This window comes from Microbacterium terrisoli, assembly GCF_030866805.1.
Lineage (GTDB): Bacteria > Actinomycetota > Actinomycetes > Actinomycetales > Microbacteriaceae > Microbacterium > Microbacterium terrisoli.
The window spans coordinates 3,045,421-3,065,168 of record NZ_CP133019.1; the positions used below are offsets into that span (position 1 = coordinate 3,045,421).

22 protein-coding genes are annotated in these 19,748 nt (G+C 68.9%); 11 read left to right on the forward strand and 11 right to left on the reverse strand.

The window, feature by feature from the left end; translation table 11 throughout:
* Nucleotides 1-64 precede the first annotated feature (64 nt).
* Complete coding sequence (locus QU603_RS13755; RefSeq protein ID WP_308491940.1) at nucleotides 65-1,513, reverse strand: HNH endonuclease signature motif containing protein; 1,449 nt, start codon at nucleotides 1,511-1,513, stop codon at nucleotides 65-67.
* Between the two features lie 523 nt (nucleotides 1,514-2,036).
* Here QU603_RS13755 and QU603_RS13760 point away from each other — a divergent pair.
* Both QU603_RS13760 and QU603_RS13765 read left to right on the forward strand, forming a co-directional pair.
* Nucleotides 2,037-2,543 carry a GNAT family N-acetyltransferase gene (locus tag QU603_RS13760; protein ID WP_308491941.1) on the forward strand — a complete coding sequence of 169 codons (507 nt, stop codon included), beginning with the start codon at nucleotides 2,037-2,039 and terminating at the stop codon, nucleotides 2,541-2,543.
* Nucleotides 2,544-2,545: 2 nt separating this feature from the next.
* On the forward strand, nucleotides 2,546-3,328 hold the full coding sequence (locus tag QU603_RS13765) for a coenzyme F420-0:L-glutamate ligase (protein ID WP_370655311.1): 783 nt from the start codon (nucleotides 2,546-2,548) through the stop codon (nucleotides 3,326-3,328).
* A gap of 20 nt (nucleotides 3,329-3,348) precedes the next feature.
* Here QU603_RS13765 and QU603_RS13770 read toward each other — a convergent pair whose 3' ends face one another.
* The 6 genes from QU603_RS13770 to QU603_RS13795 all read right to left on the reverse strand — a co-directional run bounded on the left by QU603_RS13770 (nucleotide 3,349) and on the right by QU603_RS13795 (nucleotide 10,060).
* On the reverse strand, nucleotides 3,349-4,230 hold the full coding sequence (locus QU603_RS13770; RefSeq protein ID WP_308491942.1) for a DUF4097 family beta strand repeat-containing protein: 882 nt from the start codon (nucleotides 4,228-4,230) through the stop codon (nucleotides 3,349-3,351).
* The gene (locus QU603_RS13775; RefSeq protein WP_308491943.1) at nucleotides 4,227-4,904 is read right to left on the reverse strand and encodes a response regulator; all 678 of its coding nucleotides are present in this window, start codon (nucleotides 4,902-4,904) and stop codon (nucleotides 4,227-4,229) included. The genes QU603_RS13770 and QU603_RS13775 overlap by 4 nt, the downstream gene beginning before the upstream one ends.
* Nucleotides 4,892-6,226, reverse strand: coding sequence for a sensor histidine kinase (locus QU603_RS13780; protein WP_308491944.1), 1,335 nt, complete (start codon nucleotides 6,224-6,226; stop codon nucleotides 4,892-4,894). The genes QU603_RS13775 and QU603_RS13780 overlap by 13 nt, the downstream gene beginning before the upstream one ends.
* 168 nt (nucleotides 6,227-6,394) lie before the next feature.
* A complete protein-coding gene (locus tag QU603_RS13785) occupies nucleotides 6,395-8,305 on the reverse strand; it encodes a cytochrome b/b6 domain-containing protein (protein WP_308491945.1) in 1,911 nt (636 codons plus the stop codon).
* Between the two features lie 2 nt (nucleotides 8,306-8,307).
* On the reverse strand, nucleotides 8,308-9,273 hold the full coding sequence (locus tag QU603_RS13790) for an electron transfer flavoprotein subunit alpha/FixB family protein (protein ID WP_308491946.1): 966 nt from the start codon (nucleotides 9,271-9,273) through the stop codon (nucleotides 8,308-8,310).
* Nucleotides 9,274-9,283: 10 nt separating this feature from the next.
* Nucleotides 9,284-10,060, reverse strand: a complete 777-nt coding sequence (locus QU603_RS13795) for an electron transfer flavoprotein subunit beta/FixA family protein (RefSeq protein WP_308491947.1) — start codon at nucleotides 10,058-10,060, stop codon at nucleotides 9,284-9,286.
* Between the two features lie 100 nt (nucleotides 10,061-10,160).
* On the opposite strand from QU603_RS13795, the gene QU603_RS13800 reads away from it, so the two are divergent.
* From QU603_RS13800 to QU603_RS13820, 5 genes are all read left to right on the forward strand, one after another.
* Nucleotides 10,161-10,697 (forward strand): MarR family winged helix-turn-helix transcriptional regulator, encoded by a 537-nt coding sequence (locus tag QU603_RS13800; protein ID WP_308491948.1) that lies wholly within the window; start codon nucleotides 10,161-10,163, stop codon nucleotides 10,695-10,697.
* 319 nt (nucleotides 10,698-11,016) lie between these two features.
* Complete coding sequence (locus QU603_RS13805; RefSeq protein WP_308491949.1) at nucleotides 11,017-11,397, forward strand: PadR family transcriptional regulator; 381 nt, start codon at nucleotides 11,017-11,019, stop codon at nucleotides 11,395-11,397.
* 2 nt (nucleotides 11,398-11,399) lie between these two features.
* Entirely contained in the window at nucleotides 11,400-11,768 is a 369-nt protein-coding gene (locus QU603_RS13810) for a DUF1048 domain-containing protein (RefSeq protein WP_308491950.1), read from the forward strand.
* The gene (locus tag QU603_RS13815) at nucleotides 11,765-12,553 is read left to right on the forward strand and encodes an ABC transporter ATP-binding protein (protein WP_308491951.1); all 789 of its coding nucleotides are present in this window, start codon (nucleotides 11,765-11,767) and stop codon (nucleotides 12,551-12,553) included. Before QU603_RS13810 ends, QU603_RS13815 begins: the two co-directional genes overlap by 4 nt.
* Nucleotides 12,550-13,317 carry an ABC transporter permease gene (locus tag QU603_RS13820; protein WP_308491952.1) on the forward strand — a complete coding sequence of 256 codons (768 nt, stop codon included), beginning with the start codon at nucleotides 12,550-12,552 and terminating at the stop codon, nucleotides 13,315-13,317. Before QU603_RS13815 ends, QU603_RS13820 begins: the two co-directional genes overlap by 4 nt.
* 45 nt (nucleotides 13,318-13,362) lie before the next feature.
* Here QU603_RS13820 and QU603_RS13825 read toward each other — a convergent pair whose 3' ends face one another.
* Entirely contained in the window at nucleotides 13,363-13,911 is a 549-nt protein-coding gene (locus QU603_RS13825; protein WP_308491953.1) for an ArsR/SmtB family transcription factor, read from the reverse strand.
* A 50-nt stretch (nucleotides 13,912-13,961) separates the two neighbouring features.
* Between QU603_RS13825 and QU603_RS13830 the strand changes: the two genes are divergently transcribed.
* On the forward strand, nucleotides 13,962-15,221 hold the full coding sequence (locus tag QU603_RS13830) for an MFS transporter (RefSeq protein WP_308491954.1): 1,260 nt from the start codon (nucleotides 13,962-13,964) through the stop codon (nucleotides 15,219-15,221).
* Nucleotides 15,222-15,285: 64 nt separating this feature from the next.
* On the opposite strand, the gene QU603_RS13835 is transcribed toward QU603_RS13830, so the two are convergent.
* Both QU603_RS13835 and QU603_RS13840 read right to left on the reverse strand, forming a co-directional pair.
* Entirely contained in the window at nucleotides 15,286-16,062 is a 777-nt protein-coding gene (locus tag QU603_RS13835) for an enoyl-CoA hydratase (protein WP_308491955.1), read from the reverse strand.
* A 37-nt stretch (nucleotides 16,063-16,099) separates the two neighbouring features.
* Complete coding sequence (locus tag QU603_RS13840; RefSeq protein WP_308491956.1) at nucleotides 16,100-16,687, reverse strand: hypothetical protein; 588 nt, start codon at nucleotides 16,685-16,687, stop codon at nucleotides 16,100-16,102.
* Nucleotides 16,688-16,836: 149 nt separating this feature from the next.
* Here QU603_RS13840 and QU603_RS13845 point away from each other — a divergent pair, with 149 nt between their 5' ends.
* From QU603_RS13845 to QU603_RS13855, 3 genes are read left to right on the forward strand one after another with little or no spacing between them, the layout of a single operon-like run.
* Nucleotides 16,837-17,025: a hypothetical protein gene (locus QU603_RS13845; protein ID WP_308491957.1), complete on the forward strand. Its 189-nt coding sequence runs from the start codon at nucleotides 16,837-16,839 to the stop codon at nucleotides 17,023-17,025.
* A complete protein-coding gene (locus QU603_RS13850; RefSeq protein ID WP_308491958.1) occupies nucleotides 17,022-18,146 on the forward strand; it encodes a hypothetical protein in 1,125 nt (374 codons plus the stop codon). Before QU603_RS13845 ends, QU603_RS13850 begins: the two co-directional genes overlap by 4 nt.
* 10 nt (nucleotides 18,147-18,156) lie before the next feature.
* Entirely contained in the window at nucleotides 18,157-18,657 is a 501-nt protein-coding gene (locus tag QU603_RS13855; RefSeq protein ID WP_308491959.1) for a hypothetical protein, read from the forward strand.
* Nucleotides 18,658-18,691: 34 nt separating this feature from the next.
* On the opposite strand, the gene QU603_RS13860 is transcribed toward QU603_RS13855, so the two are convergent.
* Complete coding sequence (locus QU603_RS13860) at nucleotides 18,692-19,732, reverse strand: Ldh family oxidoreductase (protein WP_308491960.1); 1,041 nt, start codon at nucleotides 19,730-19,732, stop codon at nucleotides 18,692-18,694.
* Nucleotides 19,733-19,748 lie beyond the last annotated feature (16 nt).

A 19,748-nucleotide genomic window follows, 5' to 3' on the forward strand; every position in this document is an offset into this window, starting at 1 on the left:
GCGAATGGGCGGCGAGGAAGATTTGCTCACTGCCGGCGCAGCAGCTCACTGCCGGCGCAGCAGTTCACTGCCGGCGCAGCGCACGCAGCAGCCGCGTCTTGGACTTGGTCACGCGCCGCCACCGACCCGAGGGGCCGAACCACGCCGGCCCTCGGATCTCAGGCACCCCGTCGCGCATGCGGATCTCCCACGGTCCCGTGTCGATGAACCGATGATGCCCCCAGCACAGACACACACCGTTGTCGGTATGGGTGGCTCCGCCCTTTGCATGATCCACGACGTGGTGGATCTCGCACCATGCCGCGGGGATTCCGCAGCCTGGGATGATGCAGCCGCCGTCTCTGAGGGTGATGGCCTTGCGCTGCTGCGGCGTGAACGTGCGTTCCGGGCTGCCGAGCTCGACAATCCGCCCGTTGCCGCCCAGGATCACGCGCTGCAGCACCCCGGCGCACGCGGTGTGAGTGGCGGTATTGAGGGAGACCGGCTGCTCGATGCCTTCCAAGAACGCCCAGCCGGCACCGCGGGCGAGGTCTTCGGCGTTGACCGTTACCAGCAGCGTGGGAGCCGCCCCGCCGAGGGCGGGCAACTCGCCCGACCGTGCGGCGGCGAACAACGCGGCTGCCAGCGCGTCGTACTGCTTCTGCGCGCGCGTGCGCTGGTCGACCCAGGCCGCCTCGGCCTCGACATCCTCTGCAGCGGCGTCGGCCTCGGCCTCGGCTTCGCCGGTCGCTTCGGCGAACCACACTCCACTCTTCGCGGAGGGCGAGTTGACCGAATCGAAGATGCGCTGCAGCTGCGCCGCGACCTCCGGCTCAGCAAGGCCGCGGAACGGGGTCAGGTTGTCATCGCGCTGCTTGCCCATCGTGAACGACCGGCTCTGCGCCGTGTCTCGGTCCTTCGGCTCGTCGCCGTCGGGATCGAGTGCGCTGGCCCACACGAGCGCCTGGATCTTCAACAGCTCGGCAGACGCGGGCGGCGCATCGTCGACCCCACCGCCACGCGCGAACGCGGCGATGGCGTCATCGGCGATCAGCACCTGCGAGCGCCCCACGCGATCACGCATGCCCAGGAGCGGCGCCGAGACGGCGACCACCCCATCCAGTCCGACCGCGCCGTCCCGCAGGGCGTCACGAAGGGCGGGCAGCTTCGCGGGCTGTTCCTCACCCGTCAACGCATTCCACTCGAGAGCCGTCGCCCGCTGCGCCTTCTCGAGCCGTGCGGCGGTCTGCGGCGCGCACAGTGTCAGCCGCTGAACGAGCTCGTTGACGTTGTGGCAGCCCATGCGGGTCGACAGCCGCTCGCCGCGGTCCATCTGCCCTGAGCGGCCGACGATCTCGGCCACGCCGTCGACCAGCAGCGCCTCGACCAGCCGCTGCAGGTCGCCCACGGCCCGCACGGTCTCGAGCAGATCTTCGTCGCTCGCACCGTGCAGGGTGTTGCGTGAGAACACACCAGACACCAGGTCGGCGAGCTCAGCCCGCACGTCCCCGATCGCTTTGCGTGTATCGTTCATAGTTTCTATACTGGCACGTACCTCTGACATTGACTCCGAGCAGCCCGCCTCACCTCAAGATCGGTGGATATCTGCCCCAGATGCCGCAAGCTGTGGGGAAGGAGCACTCGTGAGACAGGACATACATACGAATTATAGGCACCAGAGCACTTTCCGCGTGGGGATCGACTTGGCACAGCGCTGTTCCGCGATTGGACTCGCGCGCTTCGGTCCCCGACGACGTCGATCCCGACGAACTCGGCCTCAGCAAGATCTATGTGCAGGCCAAGCGCTGCGCCGAGGCGACCGTCGGCCGCCCGAAGATCCAGGAGGAAGCCGGTACCCGCCGCTGCCCCACCCCGATCCTCACTTCTTCAGCTCGAAGATGATGTCCAGCCCGTCGTCGGGGTGATACGACGAGCTCGCACGCAAGGCACCCCGCGCCGCACCCTGTGAGACCCCGTCTCACACCGTTCATGCGGCGTCCACCCGCGGTCAATCGGCCGATTTCGCCCCAGCGCACCGGCCGCGTAGAGTCTGGCGCATGGATGCTCAACTGCAGACTGACATCGTCGTCCGTCCGGTCCGTGACGTGGATGCCGAAGCCCTCGGCAGAGTGCACGCGGCCTGCTGGCACGAGACCTATGACCACCTGATCAGCAAGGCGGCGCTCGAGCGCATCTCGCCCAAGCGGCTCGCAGAACTGTGGACGCATTGGGCCGTGCAGGGCGACGACTTCCACATGAGCGCCGCGCTCGTCGACGGCGAGATCGTCGGCTTCGTCGGGTCGGGACCCGCCCGCGACAAGGACGCCCCCCGCAACCGCGAGCTGTACTTCATCTACCTGCTGGCCAAGTACCACAGCACCGGCATCGGCAAGCAGCTGTTCGATGCGGCGGTCGACGAGGGCGAGCCTCTCTACCTGTGGGTGGCCGAAGACAACCCCCGCGCGCACCGCTTCTATCTGCGCAACGGATTCGCGCTCGACGGCGCGAGCCACACCGAGCCGTTCCTGGGCGAACAGCTCACCGAGGTCCGATTCGTTCGCTGACCGTGCTGCAGATCTGGGCCCTGGAGGGCATCCCCGAGATCAGCGTCGGCGACGACCTCGTCGCCGTCATCGGTGACGCCGCAGTCGGCACGCCTCTGCAAGACGGCGACATCGTCGTGGTCACCTCCAAGGTCGTCTCCAAGGCCGAGGGCCGCACGGTCGCCGCAGCGGACCGCGAAGACGCCATCACCGCCGAGACCGTGCGGGTGGTGGCATCCCGGACCTCTGAGACCGGGCACACGACCCGCATCGTCGAGAACCGACTCGGCATCGTCGCAGCCGCGGCGGGCGTCGACGCGTCCAACACGCCCGAAGGCACAGTGCTGCTTCTGCCACAGGATCCGGATGCCTCGGCCCGAGCGATCGCGGCGGGGCTGCGCGAGAAGCTCGGCGTGCGCGTCGGCGTCCTCATCTCAGACACGCTGGGCAGGCCGTGGCGCGAAGGGCAGACCGATGCCGCCATCGGTGCAGGCGGAGTGCGGGTCTTCGACGACCTGCGCGGCAGTCTCGACACCTACGGGCGCCCGCTGCACGTGACGCTGCCGTGCGTCGCCGACGAGATCGCGTCTGCGGCCGAACTCGTCAAGGGCAAGGCCGCCGGCCTGCCGGTGGCCGTCGTGCGCGGCCGCGCCGAGCTGGTGGGGGACCTCGACCTGGTCGGCGCCCGCTCGATCGTGCGGGAGGCCGAGCACGACATGTTCCGGCTCGGCAGCGACGAGGCCTACGACGCCGGCTATGCCGACGGCGTCGAGGAGGTCTGGGACGAGAGCGGCTCGGGTCGGTGACCCGGCCGCTCCCGTCTCCATCAGTTCCCCGACTGCAGCAGGATCCGGCCTGCCGACACATTCACCTGCACGGTGCTCGATGCGCCCGGGGCAGAGCCCACGCGGTTCTCGAACGACCCCGCCGACGTGTCGGCCGTGACCTGGTACGACCCCGCGGGCACCGTGACATCCATCGCCCCGGCGCTGGCCGACAGCTCCAGGTGCGTCGGCTGTGCGCCCGTGAGCGTCGCATTCAGCTCGCCGGCGTTCACTCGCAGGTCGGCCGTATCGACGTCAGACAGAGCAAGATCGGCACGGCCGGCGTTCATCTCCGTCTTGACGCTGTGCGCCGACCCCTGGACATCGACGCGCCCGGCGCCGGCCGTGACCGACAGCTCGCCGAAATCACCGGTCGCGGTCAGCTTGCCCGCCGAGAGGTCCAGGGCCGCATCCATCCCCGACAGGGTCCGCGGCAGCGTCAGCACCGCATTGCCGTTGCCACGTCCGTTGCGCAGCCATGGTCCCCATCCTCGGAACATGCCGTTCGGCGAGCGCACCTCGAGCGTGCCCCCGTCGCGGTTCAGCGTCCACTGATCTGCGTCGGCTCCGGCGGTCACGGTGAGTTCGGCCTCGGGCACGTCGGCGAACTCGACGCGCAATGATCCGGCGTTCAATTCGGCGCTGAGCGCACCGACGCCGGTGACGTCGATGGTCCGACTGGACGTGTGCTCGGATGCCGCGGCGATCGTGCCGGTGACCCCCGAGAACAGCGTGCCGATCACGATCAGCGAGCCGAAGACGATCGCCAGCGTCGCGATCAGGCGAGCGTTGCCGAACGGCGCCGGCGCCGGTCCACCCGGCGTCGGCGGCGTGGGCGGCGTGGGTGAGACCGGCGGCATGCCGGTCGTGGTGGGCGTGCTCATCTCAGGTCTCCATTCTGCGGCGCGTCGCCGCTGTGTGCGATGTGGGCCAGCGCGGCCAGCACCCGCCGGTTGCCCGATTCGTCGGGCTCGAGGTCGAGCTTGGCGAACAGCGACGTGATGTGCTTTTCGACGCTGCCTTCGGTGATGTACAGGGTCTGCGCGATGGCCTGGTTGGACTTGCCCTCGGCGATCAGCGCCAGCACCGTGGATTCGCGATCGGTGAGCCGCTGCATCCTCTCGTCCTGTGTCCTTCTGCTCAGCAGCTGGGCGACCACCTCGGGGTCGAACACCGTGGCGCCGCCGGCGATCTGCTCGACGGTTGCGACGAACTCGGCGACGTCGGCGACGCGGTCCTTCAGCAGGTAGCCCAGGCCGCCGCCGCGACCGGCGATGAGATCGGACGCATAGCGCTCCTCGACGTACTGCGACAGCACCAGGATCGGCAGCGCGGGCTGCCCGGCGCGGATGCGCAGAGCTGCACGGATGCCCTCGTCGGTGCGCGTCGGCGGCAGTCGCACATCCAGCACGCACAGATCGGGCTCGCTCTGGGTGATCGCCTCGTCGATGCCGTCGGCATCGGGCAGCGCGGCGACGACCTCGTGCCCGGCGTCTTCGAGCAGCCGGATGAGTCCCTCGCGCAGCAGCACGGAGTCCTCGCAGATCAGAATGCGCATGGCACGCTCGCCTCCACACTCGTGGGTCCACCACCGGGGCTGTCGAGGCGGAATGTTCCGCCCACGCCGAGGACACGGTTGGACAGGCCGTCCAGTCCCCCGCCCGGGACGATGGTCGCCCCGCCCACGCCGTTGTCCTCGATGCGGGCCCACAGCAGGCCGCCCTCACGCTGGCGCACGGTGACCCGGCACTCCGAAGCGCGCGAGTGCTTGGCCGCATTGGTGAGCGTCTCGGCGATGACGAAGTACACGGCCGCCTCGGCGGGCTGGCTGCACCGCTGGGCGAGTCGCACGTCCAGCACGACCGGCACGGGCGAGCGCGCCGCCAGCGCCGACAGCGCCGCGTCCAGGCCACGATCATCGAGCACCGAGGTGTGGATGCCGCGGGCCAACTGCCGCAGTTCGGTGATCGCCGCCTTGGTCGAGGTGTGGGCTTCGGCGATCAGCTGCTTCGCGGCATCCGGATCGGAGTCGATCTTCTGCTGTGCCAGGCCCAGCGTCATGCCCACCGAGACCAGCCGAGGCTGGACCCCGTCGTGCAGGTCCCGCTCGATGCGGGTGCGCTCCAGGTCGGCCGCACGCACTGCGCCCACGCGCTGCGCCTGAGAGGTGCGCGCCTGCTCGGCCAGCTGCGCTTCGCGTGACGGGACGAGGATCGCCCGCACCAGCACACCGTGCAGCATGCCCAGACCCACGAGGCCTGCCAGAGCGATCACCGCAGCGAGGATGCCGCCGAGCACCGCCCATGACCGCGGGATGTCGAGCCCGGTGCCCTGCAGCGGGATCATGGCGCCGTCGCCGCCGAACACCACCGGCGTGAACGCCATCGCAATGCCCGATGCCAGTGCCGCCACCAGCGACAGCACCGCCCACCCGAGCACGGCCGAGACGGCGGCGCTGGCGATCGCGCGCCACATCGACCCGTCGATCGTCTGCAGCCACAGCGAGTGCAGCCAGCCGACGAAGCCCGGGCGAGGGCTGCGGCGCAGTCGGCGCGGGGCGAGGCCGAAGCCGTACAGCCCCTCGACCCGCGCCACCTCGGTCCAGCCGAACGCGAACATTACGTACACCCAGGCGACCAGGACGAGTGCGCCGACACCGGCGGCGAAGATCAGCCCGATGCCGCTGAAGAACATCGCGATCAGCCCGCCGATGACGGCGGCCCACAGGACGCCCACGAGCGCGAGCTGTGCGATCGCGCCCAGCAGACGCACGGGTGTGAACAGGTGGACGGGCCGCGGGTCGCGTGCAGTCGCGGCGTGGGCAGAAGAGGATGCCGCGACCGGCGGGGACGTGGCGTCTCCGGACGAAGTTGTGGTCATGCCTCCACGCTAGGGCGAAGCATCCCTCACCACAGCGTGGGGATCCGCCCACTTCCGGTGGGGATATCCCCCGGCCCCTCCGCCCAATCCATAGGGATTCGGTGAATCAATGCGCTGTGGCATATGGACTCGCCGACTCCCTATGGATTCGCGGTCGAGGGCCTCGTCTCAGCGTTCGCTGACGCGGCCGAACAGGCGTGCGATGGGTGCGAGCACCAGCGGACGCGCTGCCACCCAGCCGATCGCGACGATGACCATCGCCCCGACGAAGAACCAGAACCCGACCCAGGTGTCACCGCCGTTCGCGGCGAACATGCTGTTCAGGTTGTGCAGCGCCCCGGTGGTCAGCACCAGCGTGACATGCCCGATGATGAACAGCACGAAGAAGACCATCGTCGGGAAGTGCACGGCCCGCGCCCACTCGATCGGATACGCCTTGTTCAGCCGTTGCGCGTTCTTGGGCCAGATGCCACTCATCCGCACCCCGGTGACAGCCGCCAGCGGCGCGGCCAGGAACACGACCGCGAAGTAGGCCAACTGCTGCAGACTGTTGTAGTTGACCCAACCGTCTTCGATCGGCCAGTCCAGTGACACGTACTGCAACCCCGCCGACAGGGCATTCGGGAACACCTCCCAACTGGTGGGCACGAGCCGCATCCACTGTCCGGTCGCAAACAGCAGCACGACGAACAGCACCCCGTTGACGATCCACAGGATGTCCATCGACTGGTGGAACCACACGGTGAGGCTGATCTTGCGCTGCGGGTTGCCGCGCGGGCTCCAATACGCCGGCGGGCGCTTCTGGTACCGCACCTGCAGCCCCGAACGGATGATCAGCACCATGAAGAAGATGTTCAAAAAGTGCTGCCAGTTCAGCCAGGCCGGAAAACCGACCGGTGCCGCCTCGGGCAGCTCGTAGGCCCCGGGGAACGTCTGCAAGAAGTCCTGCATGAACTCCAGGCTCAAGAACCAGCGCATCAGCAGCACCACCATGCCGGCCGCGAACAGCAGACCCGCCCCGGCCACGATCACCGCGCCCACCCACTGACCGGCCGTGAACGGACCGTGCCGTATCGGCTCGGCCGGCACGAGCGGCGTGCGCGCAGGGATCGTGCGCGCCCGGTCGGCCCTCCACCGCTCGGCCGCAGCCCCCACGAACACCTCCTGATGCCACGGCAACGGAGCAAGCCCACCGGCCGAGGTCGATTCCTCAGCAGCAGCAGCCGGTGCGGGAGCCGAGACGGCGGGCGTCTGCGCCATGGGGGCGGATGCCGCAGCCGCGGTGGATGCCGCAGCCGGGGTGGACGCCGCAGGGGCGGCCGTTGCAGCGGCAGCTGCGACACCCGGCCGCGGCAGTCCGGTGCGTCGACCTATGGGGGTCGCGGCGGGCAGAGCTGCCGGCGCGGAGGACGCGGCGGCGGGAGCTGCGGGAGCTGCGGGCGCTGCGAAAGCGGAGGACGCGGCAGGCGCTGCGGAAGCGGAGGACGCGGCAGGCGCTGCGGAAGCGGAGGACGCGGCGGCGGGGGCGAAACCGGCAGCGGGCCAGGGCTCTCCACCCGGCACGCGCGGCAGGCCGCGGCGCAGCGGCACGTCAGCCGAGCCCGCGGGAACGGCCGCAGCCGTCGACGGCGCAACCGAAGTCTGCTCTGCCGCCGAGGGCGCCGGAGAGGCAGTGGACGGAGTCGATGACGCCGCCACAGCCGCCGACGACGACGCACCGGGTTCGGCGGTCGGCGCCGCTGCAGCCATCTCAGTGGCGGCGGGCGGCCAGGGCTCCCCGCCCGGTGTGCGCGGCAAGCCCCGGCGCAGCGCGGGAGAGGCCGCGGGCGCCGTTTCGACTCGCTCCGCTGACTCGACCAGCGGGGCCGTCACCGACTCAACAACCGGAGCAGCCGCTGGCTCGACGACCGGGGCTGTCACCGACTCAACAGCCGGGGCGGCCGCCGGCTCGACGACCGGGGCTGTCACCGACTCAACAGCCGGGCCGGCCGCTGGCTCACCGACCGGGGCGGGTGGCCACGCCTGCCCACCGGCGGTGCGCGGCAGACCCCGACGGATCGTGCGACCGTAGGTGGCCACGGCTACTGCTTCCGCGCCTTGAGCGCGTCGATCAGCTGCGGCACGATCGTGAACAGGTCGCCCACCACGCCGTAGTCGGCGATGTCGAAGATCGGGGCGTCGCCGTCTTTGTTGATCGCGACGATCGTCTTGGCCGTCTGCATGCCGGCCTTGTGCTGGATCGCGCCCGAGATGCCCACCGCGATGTACAGCTGCGGCGACACCGACACACCGGTCTGACCGACCTGGTAGGACTGGGGCACGTACCCCGCGTCCACAGCGGCGCGCGACGCGCCCACGGCTGCGCCGAGCACGTCGGCCAGCTCGTCCACGAGCGCGAACTTCTCGCCCGAGCCCAGACCCCGGCCACCCGAGACGACCTTGGCTGCTCCCCGCAGCTCGGGGCGCGACGAGGTCTCGGTCGACTCCGACACCGATTCGACCACGGCGGCCTTACGACCCGACGCCGTCACGGCCAGTTCGTCCACGACCACCGGCTGCGCCTCGGCGCGCTCCTCGACCGCTCCCTGACGCACCGTGATCACCGGAGCTCCGAACGTCGCCGCCGAATCGACAGTGAACGTCCCGCCGTACACCGAGTGCTGCGCGAGCACTCCCTCTTCATCGCGGGTGACGCCGACCGCGTCGATCGCGAGCGCCGAACGGGTCCGGGCCGCATATCGACCCGCGACATCCCTCCCCTCGACCGAATGCGAGATCAGGATCGCGTCGGGATGCACCGCATCCACCGCGGCGGCCAGCGCATCGACCACCGGAACGGTCAGCCCCTCGCCCGGGGCGGCGACCAGCACACGCACGGCGCCCAGGCCTGCCGCGGCATCCGCGAGCTTCGCGTCACCGACCACCAGCGCAACCGGCGTGCCGATCTGTGCGGCCGCACCCAGCAGGCCCGCCGACGAACGCGCCAGCTCACCCGACGGGGTCGCATCCAGCAGCACCAGAATCGAATCTGCAGCGTATTCAGCCATCTCAATCCCCTCAGGCAAGTCGGTTCTGGATCAGGAACTCGGCGAGCTTCGTGCCAGCGTCGCCCTCGTCGACGATCTTGACGCCCGCCGCGCGCGGCGGCTTCTCAGAGACCGCGGTCATGATCGAACGGGATGCCGCAGCATCGGCTGCGTCCACCCCCAGGTCTGCAAGCGTCTTGGTCTCGAACGGCTTCTTCTTGGCGGCCATGATGCCCTTGAAGTTCGGGAACCGCGCATCGGGCAGGCGCTCGGTGATCGAGATCACCGCCGGCAGCTGTGCGCTCACCCGCGCCGTGCCACCGTCGATCGCGCGCTCGCCCGCGACCTGCGCGTCCGTCAGCTCGACGCTGTTCAAGCTCGTCGCCTGCGGCACGTCCAGCAGTTCTGCGAGCATGGCCGGCATCACCCCGCCGCTGCCGTCCGTGGACTGATTGCCGGTGATCACCAGGTCGAAGCCGATCTGGCGGATCGCCGCGGCCAGCACCTCGGCCGTCAGCCCCAGATCGGCGCCCAGCAGCTGTTCGTCGATGATCTGCACGGCGCTGGCCGCGCCCATCGCGAGGCCCTTGCGGATCGTCGCGTGGGCCGATTCGGGCGCCATCGACAGCACCACCACCTCGGTGCCCGCGTTCTTGTCGGCATACGACAGCGCGACCTCCAGCGCGCGGCCGCCGATCTCATCGAGCACCGGCTCACTGGCGGCGCGGTCGGCCAGCCCCGTCTCGAGGTTGAGCTTGCGGTCTCCATAGGTGTCGGGGACTTCCTTGACCAGGACGACGATCTTCATGGCACTCCTTGCGTCGTGTTCGAGTCTATTCAGGGTGTCGCGCCGACACAGCCCGCAGTGGGGAACCGACTAGCGTGGAACTCGAGGACCGGAGGTGATTGTGGCTCGCGTGAAACGACTGCCGGTCGACCCGATAGCCGAGGCGAAGCGGCAGTGGCTCGAACACGGGTGGACCGATGCGGCGCCGGGCATGACGCTGGTCACCTCCGTGATGCGCGCGCAGCAGATCCTGCTCGCCCGCGTCGAGGCCACGCTCAAGCCGTTCCGGCTCACCTTCGCGCGGTACGAGCTGCTGACGCTCCTGCGCTTCACGCGCGAGGGACGGATGCCGATGGCCTCGGCATCCGCGCGCCTGCAGGTGCACCCCACCAGCGTGACGAACACCGTCGACCGGCTCGAGGCATCCGGACACGTCCACCGCGAGCCGCACCCTGACGACGGACGCGCCACCCTCATCGTGCTGACCGACTCCGGCCGCGAGCTCAGCGAGCGTGCGACGGCGGCGCTGAACACCGAGGTGTTCGAGGACCCGGGCCTGAACCGCGCCGACACCGACGAGTTGGTCGGCCTGATCGCCCGCATGCGCCGCGAGGCCGGCGACTTCGAGGATCCGCGGCCTGCGCCCGAGCCCCTCTGAGCCGACCTGCCCCTCGGTCACCCCGACCTGCCCCTCGGTCACCCCGGCCTGCCCCTCGGTCACCCCGACCTGCCCCTCGGCCACCCCGACCTGCCCCTCGGCCACCCCGACCTGCCCTCGAAGGGCATCTCGCACAACCCGAAGGGCATCTCGCACAACCCGAAGGGCATCTCGCGCAAACCGAGGGGCATCTCGCGCAACCGAGGGGCATCTCGCACGATGCCCATCGAACTCTCAGTATTCAGTGTTGCTGACTAGCGGTACTCAGTGTTACTTTCTACTGGTAGTCAGCGACAGTGAGTAGCGAAGGGGCGCAGCGATGGGCAAGCAGCAGACGGAGATGCTCAAGGGGATCCTCGAAGGCATCGTCCTCGCCATCCTCGCGAGGCGTCCCGCCTACGGATACGAGATCACGGCGTCGCTGCGCGACCGGGGTTTCACCGACACCGCCGAGGGAACGGTCTACGCCATCCTCGTGCGCATCGAGCAGAAGGGGCTCGTCGACGTCGAGAAGGTGCCGTCCGAGAAGGGACCACCGCGCAAGGTCTACACCGTCAACGCCGCCGGCACCACATCGCTCGACGAATTCTGGCAGGGATGGACGTTCCTCGCCGACCGTGTCGCGCAGCTGCGCGACGACCACGCGCGTCACACCACAGACGCCGACACCACAGACACCCACACCACGCAGGAGAACTGATCATGGCCGCAAAGTGGATCGAAACCCTCACCGGATCCCTCGAACAGAAGAAGCAGTACAAGCAGATCACCGCACGACTGAAGGCCCTGCCCGAGCCGTACGGCACAGCCGCGCAGGCAGTCAAGCGATACCTCCTGTACGCCGGCGGCGTCTTCGACGGCGACATCATGATGCAGATGTTCTCGGACTTCGCCGACCTCTGGGAGCAGGCCGCCGCCGACGGCACGCCCGTCCGCGGCATCGTGGGCGACGACCCGGTGGAGTTCGCTGAGGCGTTCGCGCAGGCCTACGGCGGCAAGCACTGGATCGACAAGGAGCGCGCACGTCTCAACCAATCCATCGACGATGCGGAACGAGGCGAGAAGAAATGAGCGACACCGCCATCGCGGTCCGCGGCATCCAGAAGTCCTTCACCGGCAGGCCCGTGCTGCAGGGAGTCGACTTCGACGTCGCCCGCGGCACCGTCTTCGCCCTGCTCGGGTCGAACGGTGCCGGCAAGACCACGCTGATCCGCATCCTGTCGACGCTGGTGAAGATGGATGCCGGAACCGCCCGCGTGCGCGACATCGACGTGGCATCGCGCCCGGCCGACGTGCGCGAGCAGATCAGCCTGACCGGGCAGTTCGCCGCCGTCGACGAGATGCTCACCGGGCGCGAGAACCTCCAGCTGGTGGCGCAACTGCGGCACCTGAAGCAGCCGGGGCGCGTGGCCGACGACCTGCTCGCGCGCTTCTCGCTCGCCGACGCCGGAGGGCGCAAGGCCTCGACCTACTCGGGCGGCATGCGCCGGCGTCTCGACATCGCGATGAGCCTCATCGGCGATCCGCCGGTGATCTTCCTCGACGAGCCGACCACGGGCCTGGACCCGCAGTCACGCCTGGAGGTGTGGCGGTCGGTGCGGCAGCTCGCCGCCGGCGGCACCACGGTGCTGCTGACCACGCAGTACCTCGACGAGGCCGAGCAGCTGGCCGATCGCATCGCGATCCTGCACGAGGGCCGCATCATCCAGAACGGCACGCTCGACGAATTGAAGAAGCTGCTGCCCCCGGCGCAGGTCGAGTACGTCCAGAAGCAGCCGTCGCTCGAGGACGTGTTCCTGGCCCTGGTCGGCGACACCGGTGCGGGCGCGGCATCCACGAAGGAGAAATCATCATGAGCACCGCCTTCTTCGGCGACACCGCCGTGCTGACCGGCCGGAGCCTGAAGCACATCACCCGCAGCCTGGACACGATCATCACGACCGCGATCATGCCGGTCGCCATGATGCTGCTGTTCGTGTACGTGCTGGGCGGGGCGATCCAGACCGGAGCGACGTCGGGCTCGTACATCGACTACATGCTGCCGGGAATCCTGCTGATCACGATCGCCACCGGCATCTCATACACCGCGCTGCGGCTGTTCACCGATCTGCAGACCGGGATCTTCGAACGGTTCCAGTCGATGCCCATCTCGCGCTCGGCGTCGCTGTGGGCACACGTGCTCACCTCGCTGGTCGCGAACGTCATCGCACTCGTGGTCGTCATCGCCGTCGCGCTGCTCATGGGCTTTCGCACGGGCGCAGGCCTCGGTGCATGGCTGGCGGTGGCAGGCCTCCTGCTGCTGGTGACCCTGGCCCTCACCTGGATCGCCGTGATCGCGGGGCTGGCGGCCAAGACGCCCGACGGGGCGGGCGCGTTCTCGTACCCGTTGATCTTCTTGCCGTTCATCAGCTCGGCTTTCGTTCCGACCGCATCGATGCCGGGGCCGGTGCGCTGGTTCGCCCAGTACCAGCCGATGACCCCGATCGTGAACACGATCCGCGACCTGTTCACGGGCACCCCGGTCTCGGGCGACATCTGGATCGCGCTGGCGTGGATGGTCGGCATCCTCGTCGTCGCGTACATCGTGGCCATATCGGTCTATCGCCGCCGACTCGGGTAGCACGGCAGCGGGTGGACGAACTCACGTCTTGATGCTCCCCACGCATCAAGACGTGAGTTCGTCCGCCGGAGGCTGCGGCTGCACCCCCTGAATCCAGAAGATCTCGTATTCCGGCCCCTCGGCATCGGCGTCGAACTCGTCGATGACCTCCTGCACCCGACGGTGCAGCTCCTTCGCCCGGTCTTTGGTCAGGTGCAGCTGCGTGTGGGTGAATGACGACGGCCACGGCGTGCCGTCGGGACCGCCCGGGGGCCCCGACGAGAACAGCCGGGTGATCTCGCCGAGCAGGTTGTCCATCAGCGCCCGCCCCGTCACCTCGTCGGGCAAGGCGGTGATCTCCATCCCGTCACCGAGGGCACGCCACGGCCGTTCCCGGCCGTCGGCGGCGGCCTCTCGTGCGACGAACCCGGCCTTCTCGAGCTGATGGAGGTGATAGCTCATGGCGGAGGGCGAAAGTCCCGTCAGTCCTGCCGCCTCGGTCGCGGTGATGCTCTCGCGCCGGTCGAACAACTCGGTCAGTACCCGCCAGCGCGCCGGGTGCATGGCCGCGCGCATCTGAGACATCTCGGTCACCTTGATCGGTTCATTGCGCACCTTCGCAGTCTACTTGCGCCCGAGCGGCGTGAAGCATACCCTTCATAGTTGTGAAGCGTTCCTTTCAGACTTCGATCTGGACCATCCGCGATGCGCGGATCGCGCTGGTCGCACGAGCGCTGAGCACCGCGGGCACGTCGGTCACCTCGATCGCGGCGATCCTGTTGCTGCACAACCACGGTGCAGGAGCCCTCGGGGTCGCCGCATTCCTTGCCGCCCTGGTGATCCCCGCGATCGCGACGATGGGCATCGCCGGCAAGGTCGCCGACACGATGGATTCCCGCGTCGTGCTGGTGACGGCATCCCTCGCGCAGGCCGCCGCGGTGGTCGCGCTGGGCTTCGACCACGACATTCCGATGATCTTCGTCACCGGTGTCGTGATCTCGTTCGCGCAGGCGTTCGTGCAGCCGACGTGGAGCGCGCTGGTCCCCCGCATCGTCGGCGAGGACCGCATCGGCAAGGCCATCTCGTGGCAGCAAGGCCTCGCTGCCGTCGCGTCGCCGATCGGTGCCGGGTTCGGCGGGTTGCTGGTCACCCTCGACGACGTCGCCTGGGGGTTCTGGGCGGATGCCGCGACCTACGTCGTGCTGGCAGGTGCGGCGCTGGCGATTCAGACGCGGCGCCACGGGGCGATCACGACGACGTCGGCCAGATGCGACGCCGCGTCACCGGCGGCACCTCCGGACGCGCGATGGACGGCGGGATTGCGCATCGTAGCGCGCGACCGCATCTTGCTCCCGCTGTTCGCGTCGATCCTCGTGTTCGTCGTCCTCGTGGAGGGCATCAACCCCGTCGAAGTCTTCCTCGTGCGCGACGACCTCGGCGCGACGAACTGGCAGTACGGGCTCAGTGAGTTCTTCGCGGGTGCGGGCGGCCTGATCGGCGCGGCGATCGCCGCACGCCTTTCGACCGGCACCGGGCGTGGCCGTGCAGCGACCATCGGATTCGGATCGGCCGGAGTGATCCTCATCGTCATGGGCGTCGCGCCGGGCTTCTGGACATACGCAGTGCTCTTGACGGTGATGGTCGCCGCGTTCGGCACGGGGAACGCGGCAACGGGAGCCCTGCTCATGTCGCGCACGACGGATGCTCAGCGCGGACGCGTCTCGGCCGCGTTGAACGGGCTGGCGCGCACGGCGTCGCTGATCGCTCTGGGCCTGGGCGGAATGTCGAACGTGCTGCTGGGCGCGCGCTGGACGTTCGTGGTGGCCGGCATCGCCGGTGCGATCACGATGGCCGTCGCCGGCTTCGCGGTCGTGCGCGCGCAGCGTGCCGAGGCGGCGGCGGTCGAGGCCATTCCCGGTCGCTGAGCGAGTCGAAACGAGGGTGCGAGGCATCGTCTCGACGCGCTGCGTTCGCTCGCCGACCGCGGCACTAGCGGTTCTCGAAGGCGGGTGCGCGCTTCTCGCGGAACGCCGCCATCCCCTCTTTCTGGTCGTGCGTGTCGAACAGGCTCGCGAAGACATGGCGCTCCAGGCGCAGCCCCTCGGCCAGGGTGGTCTCCATCGCCGCATCCAGCGCGGCCTTGGCCGCGAACACCGAGGGCAGGGACTTCGACGCGATGGTGTCGGCGACCTTGCCGGCCTCCTCGAGCAGGTCGGCCGCGGGCACCACACGGGAGACGAGACCGGCGCGCTCGGCTTCTGCGGCATCCATCAGTCGTCCCGTGAGCACGAGCTCGGCGGCCTTGTAGTAGCCGACCGCGCGGATGAGCCGCTGCGTGCCGCCCATGCCGGGGATGACACCGAGGTTGATCTCGGGCTGACCGAAGCGCGCGGTGTCGGCGGCGAGGATGATGTCGCACATCATCGCCAGTTCGCACCCGCCGCCCAGCGCGTAGCCCGAGACAGCGGCGACGACGGGCGTGCGGACGGCGGCGAACGCCGCCCAGCCGCCGAAATGGTCGCCCATGACCATGTCGAGCGCGGTCTTGGACTCCATCTCTTTGATGTCGGCGCCGGCGGCGAACGCGCGCTGCGACCCGGTGACGACGATCGCCCCGATCTCGGAGTCGGCGTCGTACCCGGTCGCGGCATCGACGACGTCGCGCATCACCTGCGAATTCAGCGCATTGAGCGCTTCGGGACGGTTGAGAGTGATCCACCCGACGCGCCCTCGCGTCTCGGTCAGGATCGTGGCGTACTCGGTCATGCCCCCATCGTGTCACGACGCGGCTGAAGACTGCAGGTCACCGAGCCTCGTACCGGCACGTGACGGTGCCGCCGGTGGAGGTCTCGTGGGCCACCACCGCCCCGTTCCACTCGATCTCGCAACTGACCGTCTGCTCTGCCTGGCCCGTCGGAGCGTTCACCGTGATCTCGGTCGACGATTTCGCCGTGTTGAACCGCGCGAACCCGCTGTCGTGCCACTGTTCATCGACGTGCTGCTTCACGTCGTCACTGAACGAGACGGTGAAGACCGGCCCTCCCGTCGCGCGCAGTTCGACCCGTGTCAGGTTCGGGCGGGTCAGCACGCCGACGACGAGGGTGATCACCAGCACGAGGTCGATGACCAGGGCGAGGATGCCGAGACCCAGCACCCAGCCGGTCGCCCGCGGGGACGCCCCCGCCCGGCGATTGCGGATGTCCAGCGTTGCGGCGACGATCGCCGCCACGATGCCGATGATGAGTGCGACCGCGAACGCGGGGCTCGGATAGCCCGGCAGCAGAGGGAACAGCGCGAGGCCGACGACCAGCGCAACGATCCAGATCCACAGTGCGGCCCGGCCCGGTCTGCGGGCAGAGCCCGCCGCCGCCGCTCGCTGTCGTCCGGTCATTTCGCCTCCTGTCGGAGCAATCGTCTTGCAGGTCCCCCGGAGTCTATAACCGCCCCGACCCTTCCTCGCATGGGTACTTTTCCCCATTGATGGTGTCGAGGCCGGCCGCATAGCCTCAGCTCAGACCCGAGTTGCACAGAGGGGGCACCATGGCGGGCTACGACGATATCTCCACCACGATCGGCCATATGAAGCGCGCCGCGATCGACTGCTGGATGGCGGATCAGAGCTTCTATCCGAACTGGGGCAACGACAAGATCTATTCGAAATGGGGATGGATGCTCAACTTCTATCACCGGCCCGATGAAAACGGCAACGGCGGCGGAGGTCCGGCATGAGCTCGTCGTGCGAAGCACAGTTCAACGAGATCCGTGACGCGATCGATGCGCGTGTCAACCCCTGGCTCGAGCTTCCCGACGGTTCGGAATGCACCGACCCGCAGAAGTCGGTCAGTACTGCGGCGTCGATCTTCGGAGCATCGGGGACCGGCGCTTCGGTGCAGAACAACGGCGAGATCGTCACCGCGAACGGGAAGGTGAGCGACGTTCTGATCACCAAGATCGAGGGCAAGTTCAAGCCGCCCTTCCTCGACAAGTACAACTCGCAGTTCTCCAACATCTCGTACGGGTTGGGAGCGGCCTGCGCCATCCTCGAGATGAACTACTCGGCGGAGCATAAGATGTGGCCGGCCGCCCGTGACGATGTGGCCAACATCATGCAGCAGGCGTGCGACGCCTGGGCGACCCAGGCGGGCACGGCGGCCGCGGCATCCGGAACCGCCACCCTGACGGTCATCGCAGCCGTCGCCGGCGCGATTGCGACCGTCGCGACCGCAGGCTCCGCAGCACCGGCCGTTGCCGCGCTCGTGGGGCTGTCCACCGTCGCGACCGGCGCAATGGCCAAGATCGCCGCAGACGCCGCCGTGTCCGGCAACAGCTACCTGAGCATCATGGAATCTCTGGACACGGCCCTCGGCAAGCTGAACACAGCCCTGGTCGACCAGGAGAACGCGCTGAACCAGATGATGCTCGACGCGATCAGCACGATCACCGAAAAACCGGCCGAGTTCGATCTGGACAAGTTCCAGCTGGGCGATTATGCCGGCAGCGACGGGTCGATCACCATGCAGGAGGAGGACGCCCAGATCGTCTCCAACAACATGTCGCGCATCAGCACGGCGCTGGGCAGCGCGTCCACGTCGCTGGGCAGCGCTCCCGCATCCAACCCGACACCGCGTCATTACGGTGTCGGTCGCAGCAACGAGGGGACGCATGCGGCGGCGAGCGAGCTCTATGCGCTCACCGCCCAGTGCCTGACGCTCACGGATGCGGAATACGCACGCGGGCAGAAGCTGTTCGAGGCGACGGTCGCCGACTACTTCCACACCGACGCCGAGGCCAAGAAGACCGTCAACGACCTCATCGCCGAAGAGGCCAAGACCACGAGCCTCGGATCGTAAGGACACCCGCATGCAGAGCAAGTACCTCGGCACCATCGATCTGGACGGAGGGGTCGGCGGCGGTGCGATGGATGCCTCGATCACCTACAACGGGTCAGCCCTGCAGGTGCGCCTGGAGATCGACTATCCGGGCCGCCTCGAGAACACGGATCACTTCGGGGAGACCACGATCGACGACGTCGACAACGTGCTCGGCAATCTGGATTTCATCGACGGTCTCGCCCGCACCACCATCGCCACCGGCATCGCGCGCATCGGGACGGCAGCCGAGCAGATGTTCACCGCCTGGATGCGCAACAACGACCGCGACGCAGATGAAAAGCACGCGTTCCTGCACGGGCTGCGGCCGACGAAACTGACCATCACCCCCGACGGCGGCAAGATCAACCGCGATCGCGTGGTCATGTCATACGGTCTGGTGGACAGGTCGGTGAACGGCACAGTCACCGTGCGGTTCGTGGAGCCGACCGGTCCTGAACTCGCTCCGGCACCGCGCGGCGGCTACAGCTGATATCGCATTCTCGGCGCGGGCGCGGCACCCGGGATCAGAAGCCGAGGGGCACACCACAGGAGTCGGCGAGCGCCGCGAGATCGTCGCGGGTCTTGGCAGGCAGAGGGATGCCGGAGCCGGCGGCCAGGTTGCGGTTCTCGAGTTCGCCCGGGTAGAGGATGTCGCCGGCGCCGGGGGCCGGACGCACGGCCTTGACCTGGTCGATGAGCGCGCCCATCCGCGCGTCGAACGCGGCGCGCGGGCCGAACGCCTCGATGTCGATGGCGATGGCGAGGTGGCCGGCGCCGCTGTGCGCGTCGGGCTGCCACGGTCCGCCGACGTCCAGACCGAACGAGGACCCGGTGAGCACCCCGGAGAAGACGTCCATCATGAACGAGATCGCGTAGCCCTTGTGTCCTGCCATCGGCAGGACCACGCCGCCATCGAGCGCCGCGTGCGGGTCGGTCGTCGGGTGGCCCGCGGCATCCAGCGCCCAGCCTTCGGGAATGGGTTCGTCCCTCTCTGCGGCGGCGTAGATCTTGCCGCGCGCCACGCCCGTGTTGGCGATGTCGAGCACGGCGACGTCTCCGTGCCCGTCGGGGGCGGCGAACGACCACGGGTTGGCACCGACGGCCTTGTCCATACCGCCCCACGGGGCCATCGCAGGTGATCCGTTCGTCGTCAGGATCGCCGCGCAGCCCGCGGCGGCCGCACGCCGGGTGAAATACGCGGCGGTGCCGAAGTGGTTCGAGTTGCGCACACCGACCGCGCCGATGCCGTGCACGCGGGCGCGTTCGACGGCAAGGTCCATCGCGCGGGCCGTCACGACCTGCCCGACGCCCGCATTGCCGTCGACGCTGACCAGCGCCCCGAGGTCGTTGAGCACCGTCAGGCGGGTCACCGGTGTGATGCGCCCGGTGCGCAGACGCTCGACATACCAGGGCAGGCGCAGCATGCCGTGCGAGGGATGCCCCCACTGCTCGGCGACCACGAGCGAGTCCGACACCAGCTCGGCGTCGTCGCGCGGCACGCCGAGGCTCTCGAGCACGCGGGCGCCGAACGCCCGCAGGTCCGCGGCGCGAGCCGTCGTGTCCATGTCGTCTCCTCAGAAT

Bases quoted from the DNA above. Each gene is read 5' to 3' on its own strand.
- QU603_RS13755 (WP_308491940.1), bottom strand. From the start codon at position 1,513: ATGAACGATACACGCAAAGCGATCGGGGACGTGCGGGCTGAGCTCGCC.
- QU603_RS13760 (WP_308491941.1), top strand. From the start codon at position 2,037: ATGGATGCTCAACTGCAGACTGACATCGTCGTCCGTCCGGTCCGTGAC.
- QU603_RS13770 (WP_308491942.1), bottom strand. From the start codon at position 4,230: ATGAGCACGCCCACCACGACCGGCATGCCGCCGGTCTCACCCACGCCG.
- QU603_RS13775 (WP_308491943.1), bottom strand. From the start codon at position 4,904: ATGCGCATTCTGATCTGCGAGGACTCCGTGCTGCTGCGCGAGGGACTC.
- QU603_RS13780 (WP_308491944.1), bottom strand. From the start codon at position 6,226: ATGACCACAACTTCGTCCGGAGACGCCACGTCCCCGCCGGTCGCGGCA.
- QU603_RS13790 (WP_308491946.1), bottom strand. From the start codon at position 9,273: ATGGCTGAATACGCTGCAGATTCGATTCTGGTGCTGCTGGATGCGACC.
- QU603_RS13795 (WP_308491947.1), bottom strand. From the start codon at position 10,060: ATGAAGATCGTCGTCCTGGTCAAGGAAGTCCCCGACACCTATGGAGAC.
- QU603_RS13805 (WP_308491949.1), top strand. From the start codon at position 11,017: ATGGGCAAGCAGCAGACGGAGATGCTCAAGGGGATCCTCGAAGGCATC.
- QU603_RS13810 (WP_308491950.1), top strand. From the start codon at position 11,400: ATGGCCGCAAAGTGGATCGAAACCCTCACCGGATCCCTCGAACAGAAG.
- QU603_RS13815 (WP_308491951.1), top strand. From the start codon at position 11,765: ATGAGCGACACCGCCATCGCGGTCCGCGGCATCCAGAAGTCCTTCACC.
- QU603_RS13820 (WP_308491952.1), top strand. From the start codon at position 12,550: ATGAGCACCGCCTTCTTCGGCGACACCGCCGTGCTGACCGGCCGGAGC.
- QU603_RS13835 (WP_308491955.1), bottom strand. From the start codon at position 16,062: ATGACCGAGTACGCCACGATCCTGACCGAGACGCGAGGGCGCGTCGGG.
- QU603_RS13840 (WP_308491956.1), bottom strand. From the start codon at position 16,687: ATGACCGGACGACAGCGAGCGGCGGCGGCGGGCTCTGCCCGCAGACCG.
- QU603_RS13845 (WP_308491957.1), top strand. From the start codon at position 16,837: ATGGCGGGCTACGACGATATCTCCACCACGATCGGCCATATGAAGCGC.
- QU603_RS13850 (WP_308491958.1), top strand. From the start codon at position 17,022: ATGAGCTCGTCGTGCGAAGCACAGTTCAACGAGATCCGTGACGCGATC.
- QU603_RS13855 (WP_308491959.1), top strand. From the start codon at position 18,157: ATGCAGAGCAAGTACCTCGGCACCATCGATCTGGACGGAGGGGTCGGC.
- QU603_RS13860 (WP_308491960.1), bottom strand. From the start codon at position 19,732: ATGGACACGACGGCTCGCGCCGCGGACCTGCGGGCGTTCGGCGCCCGC.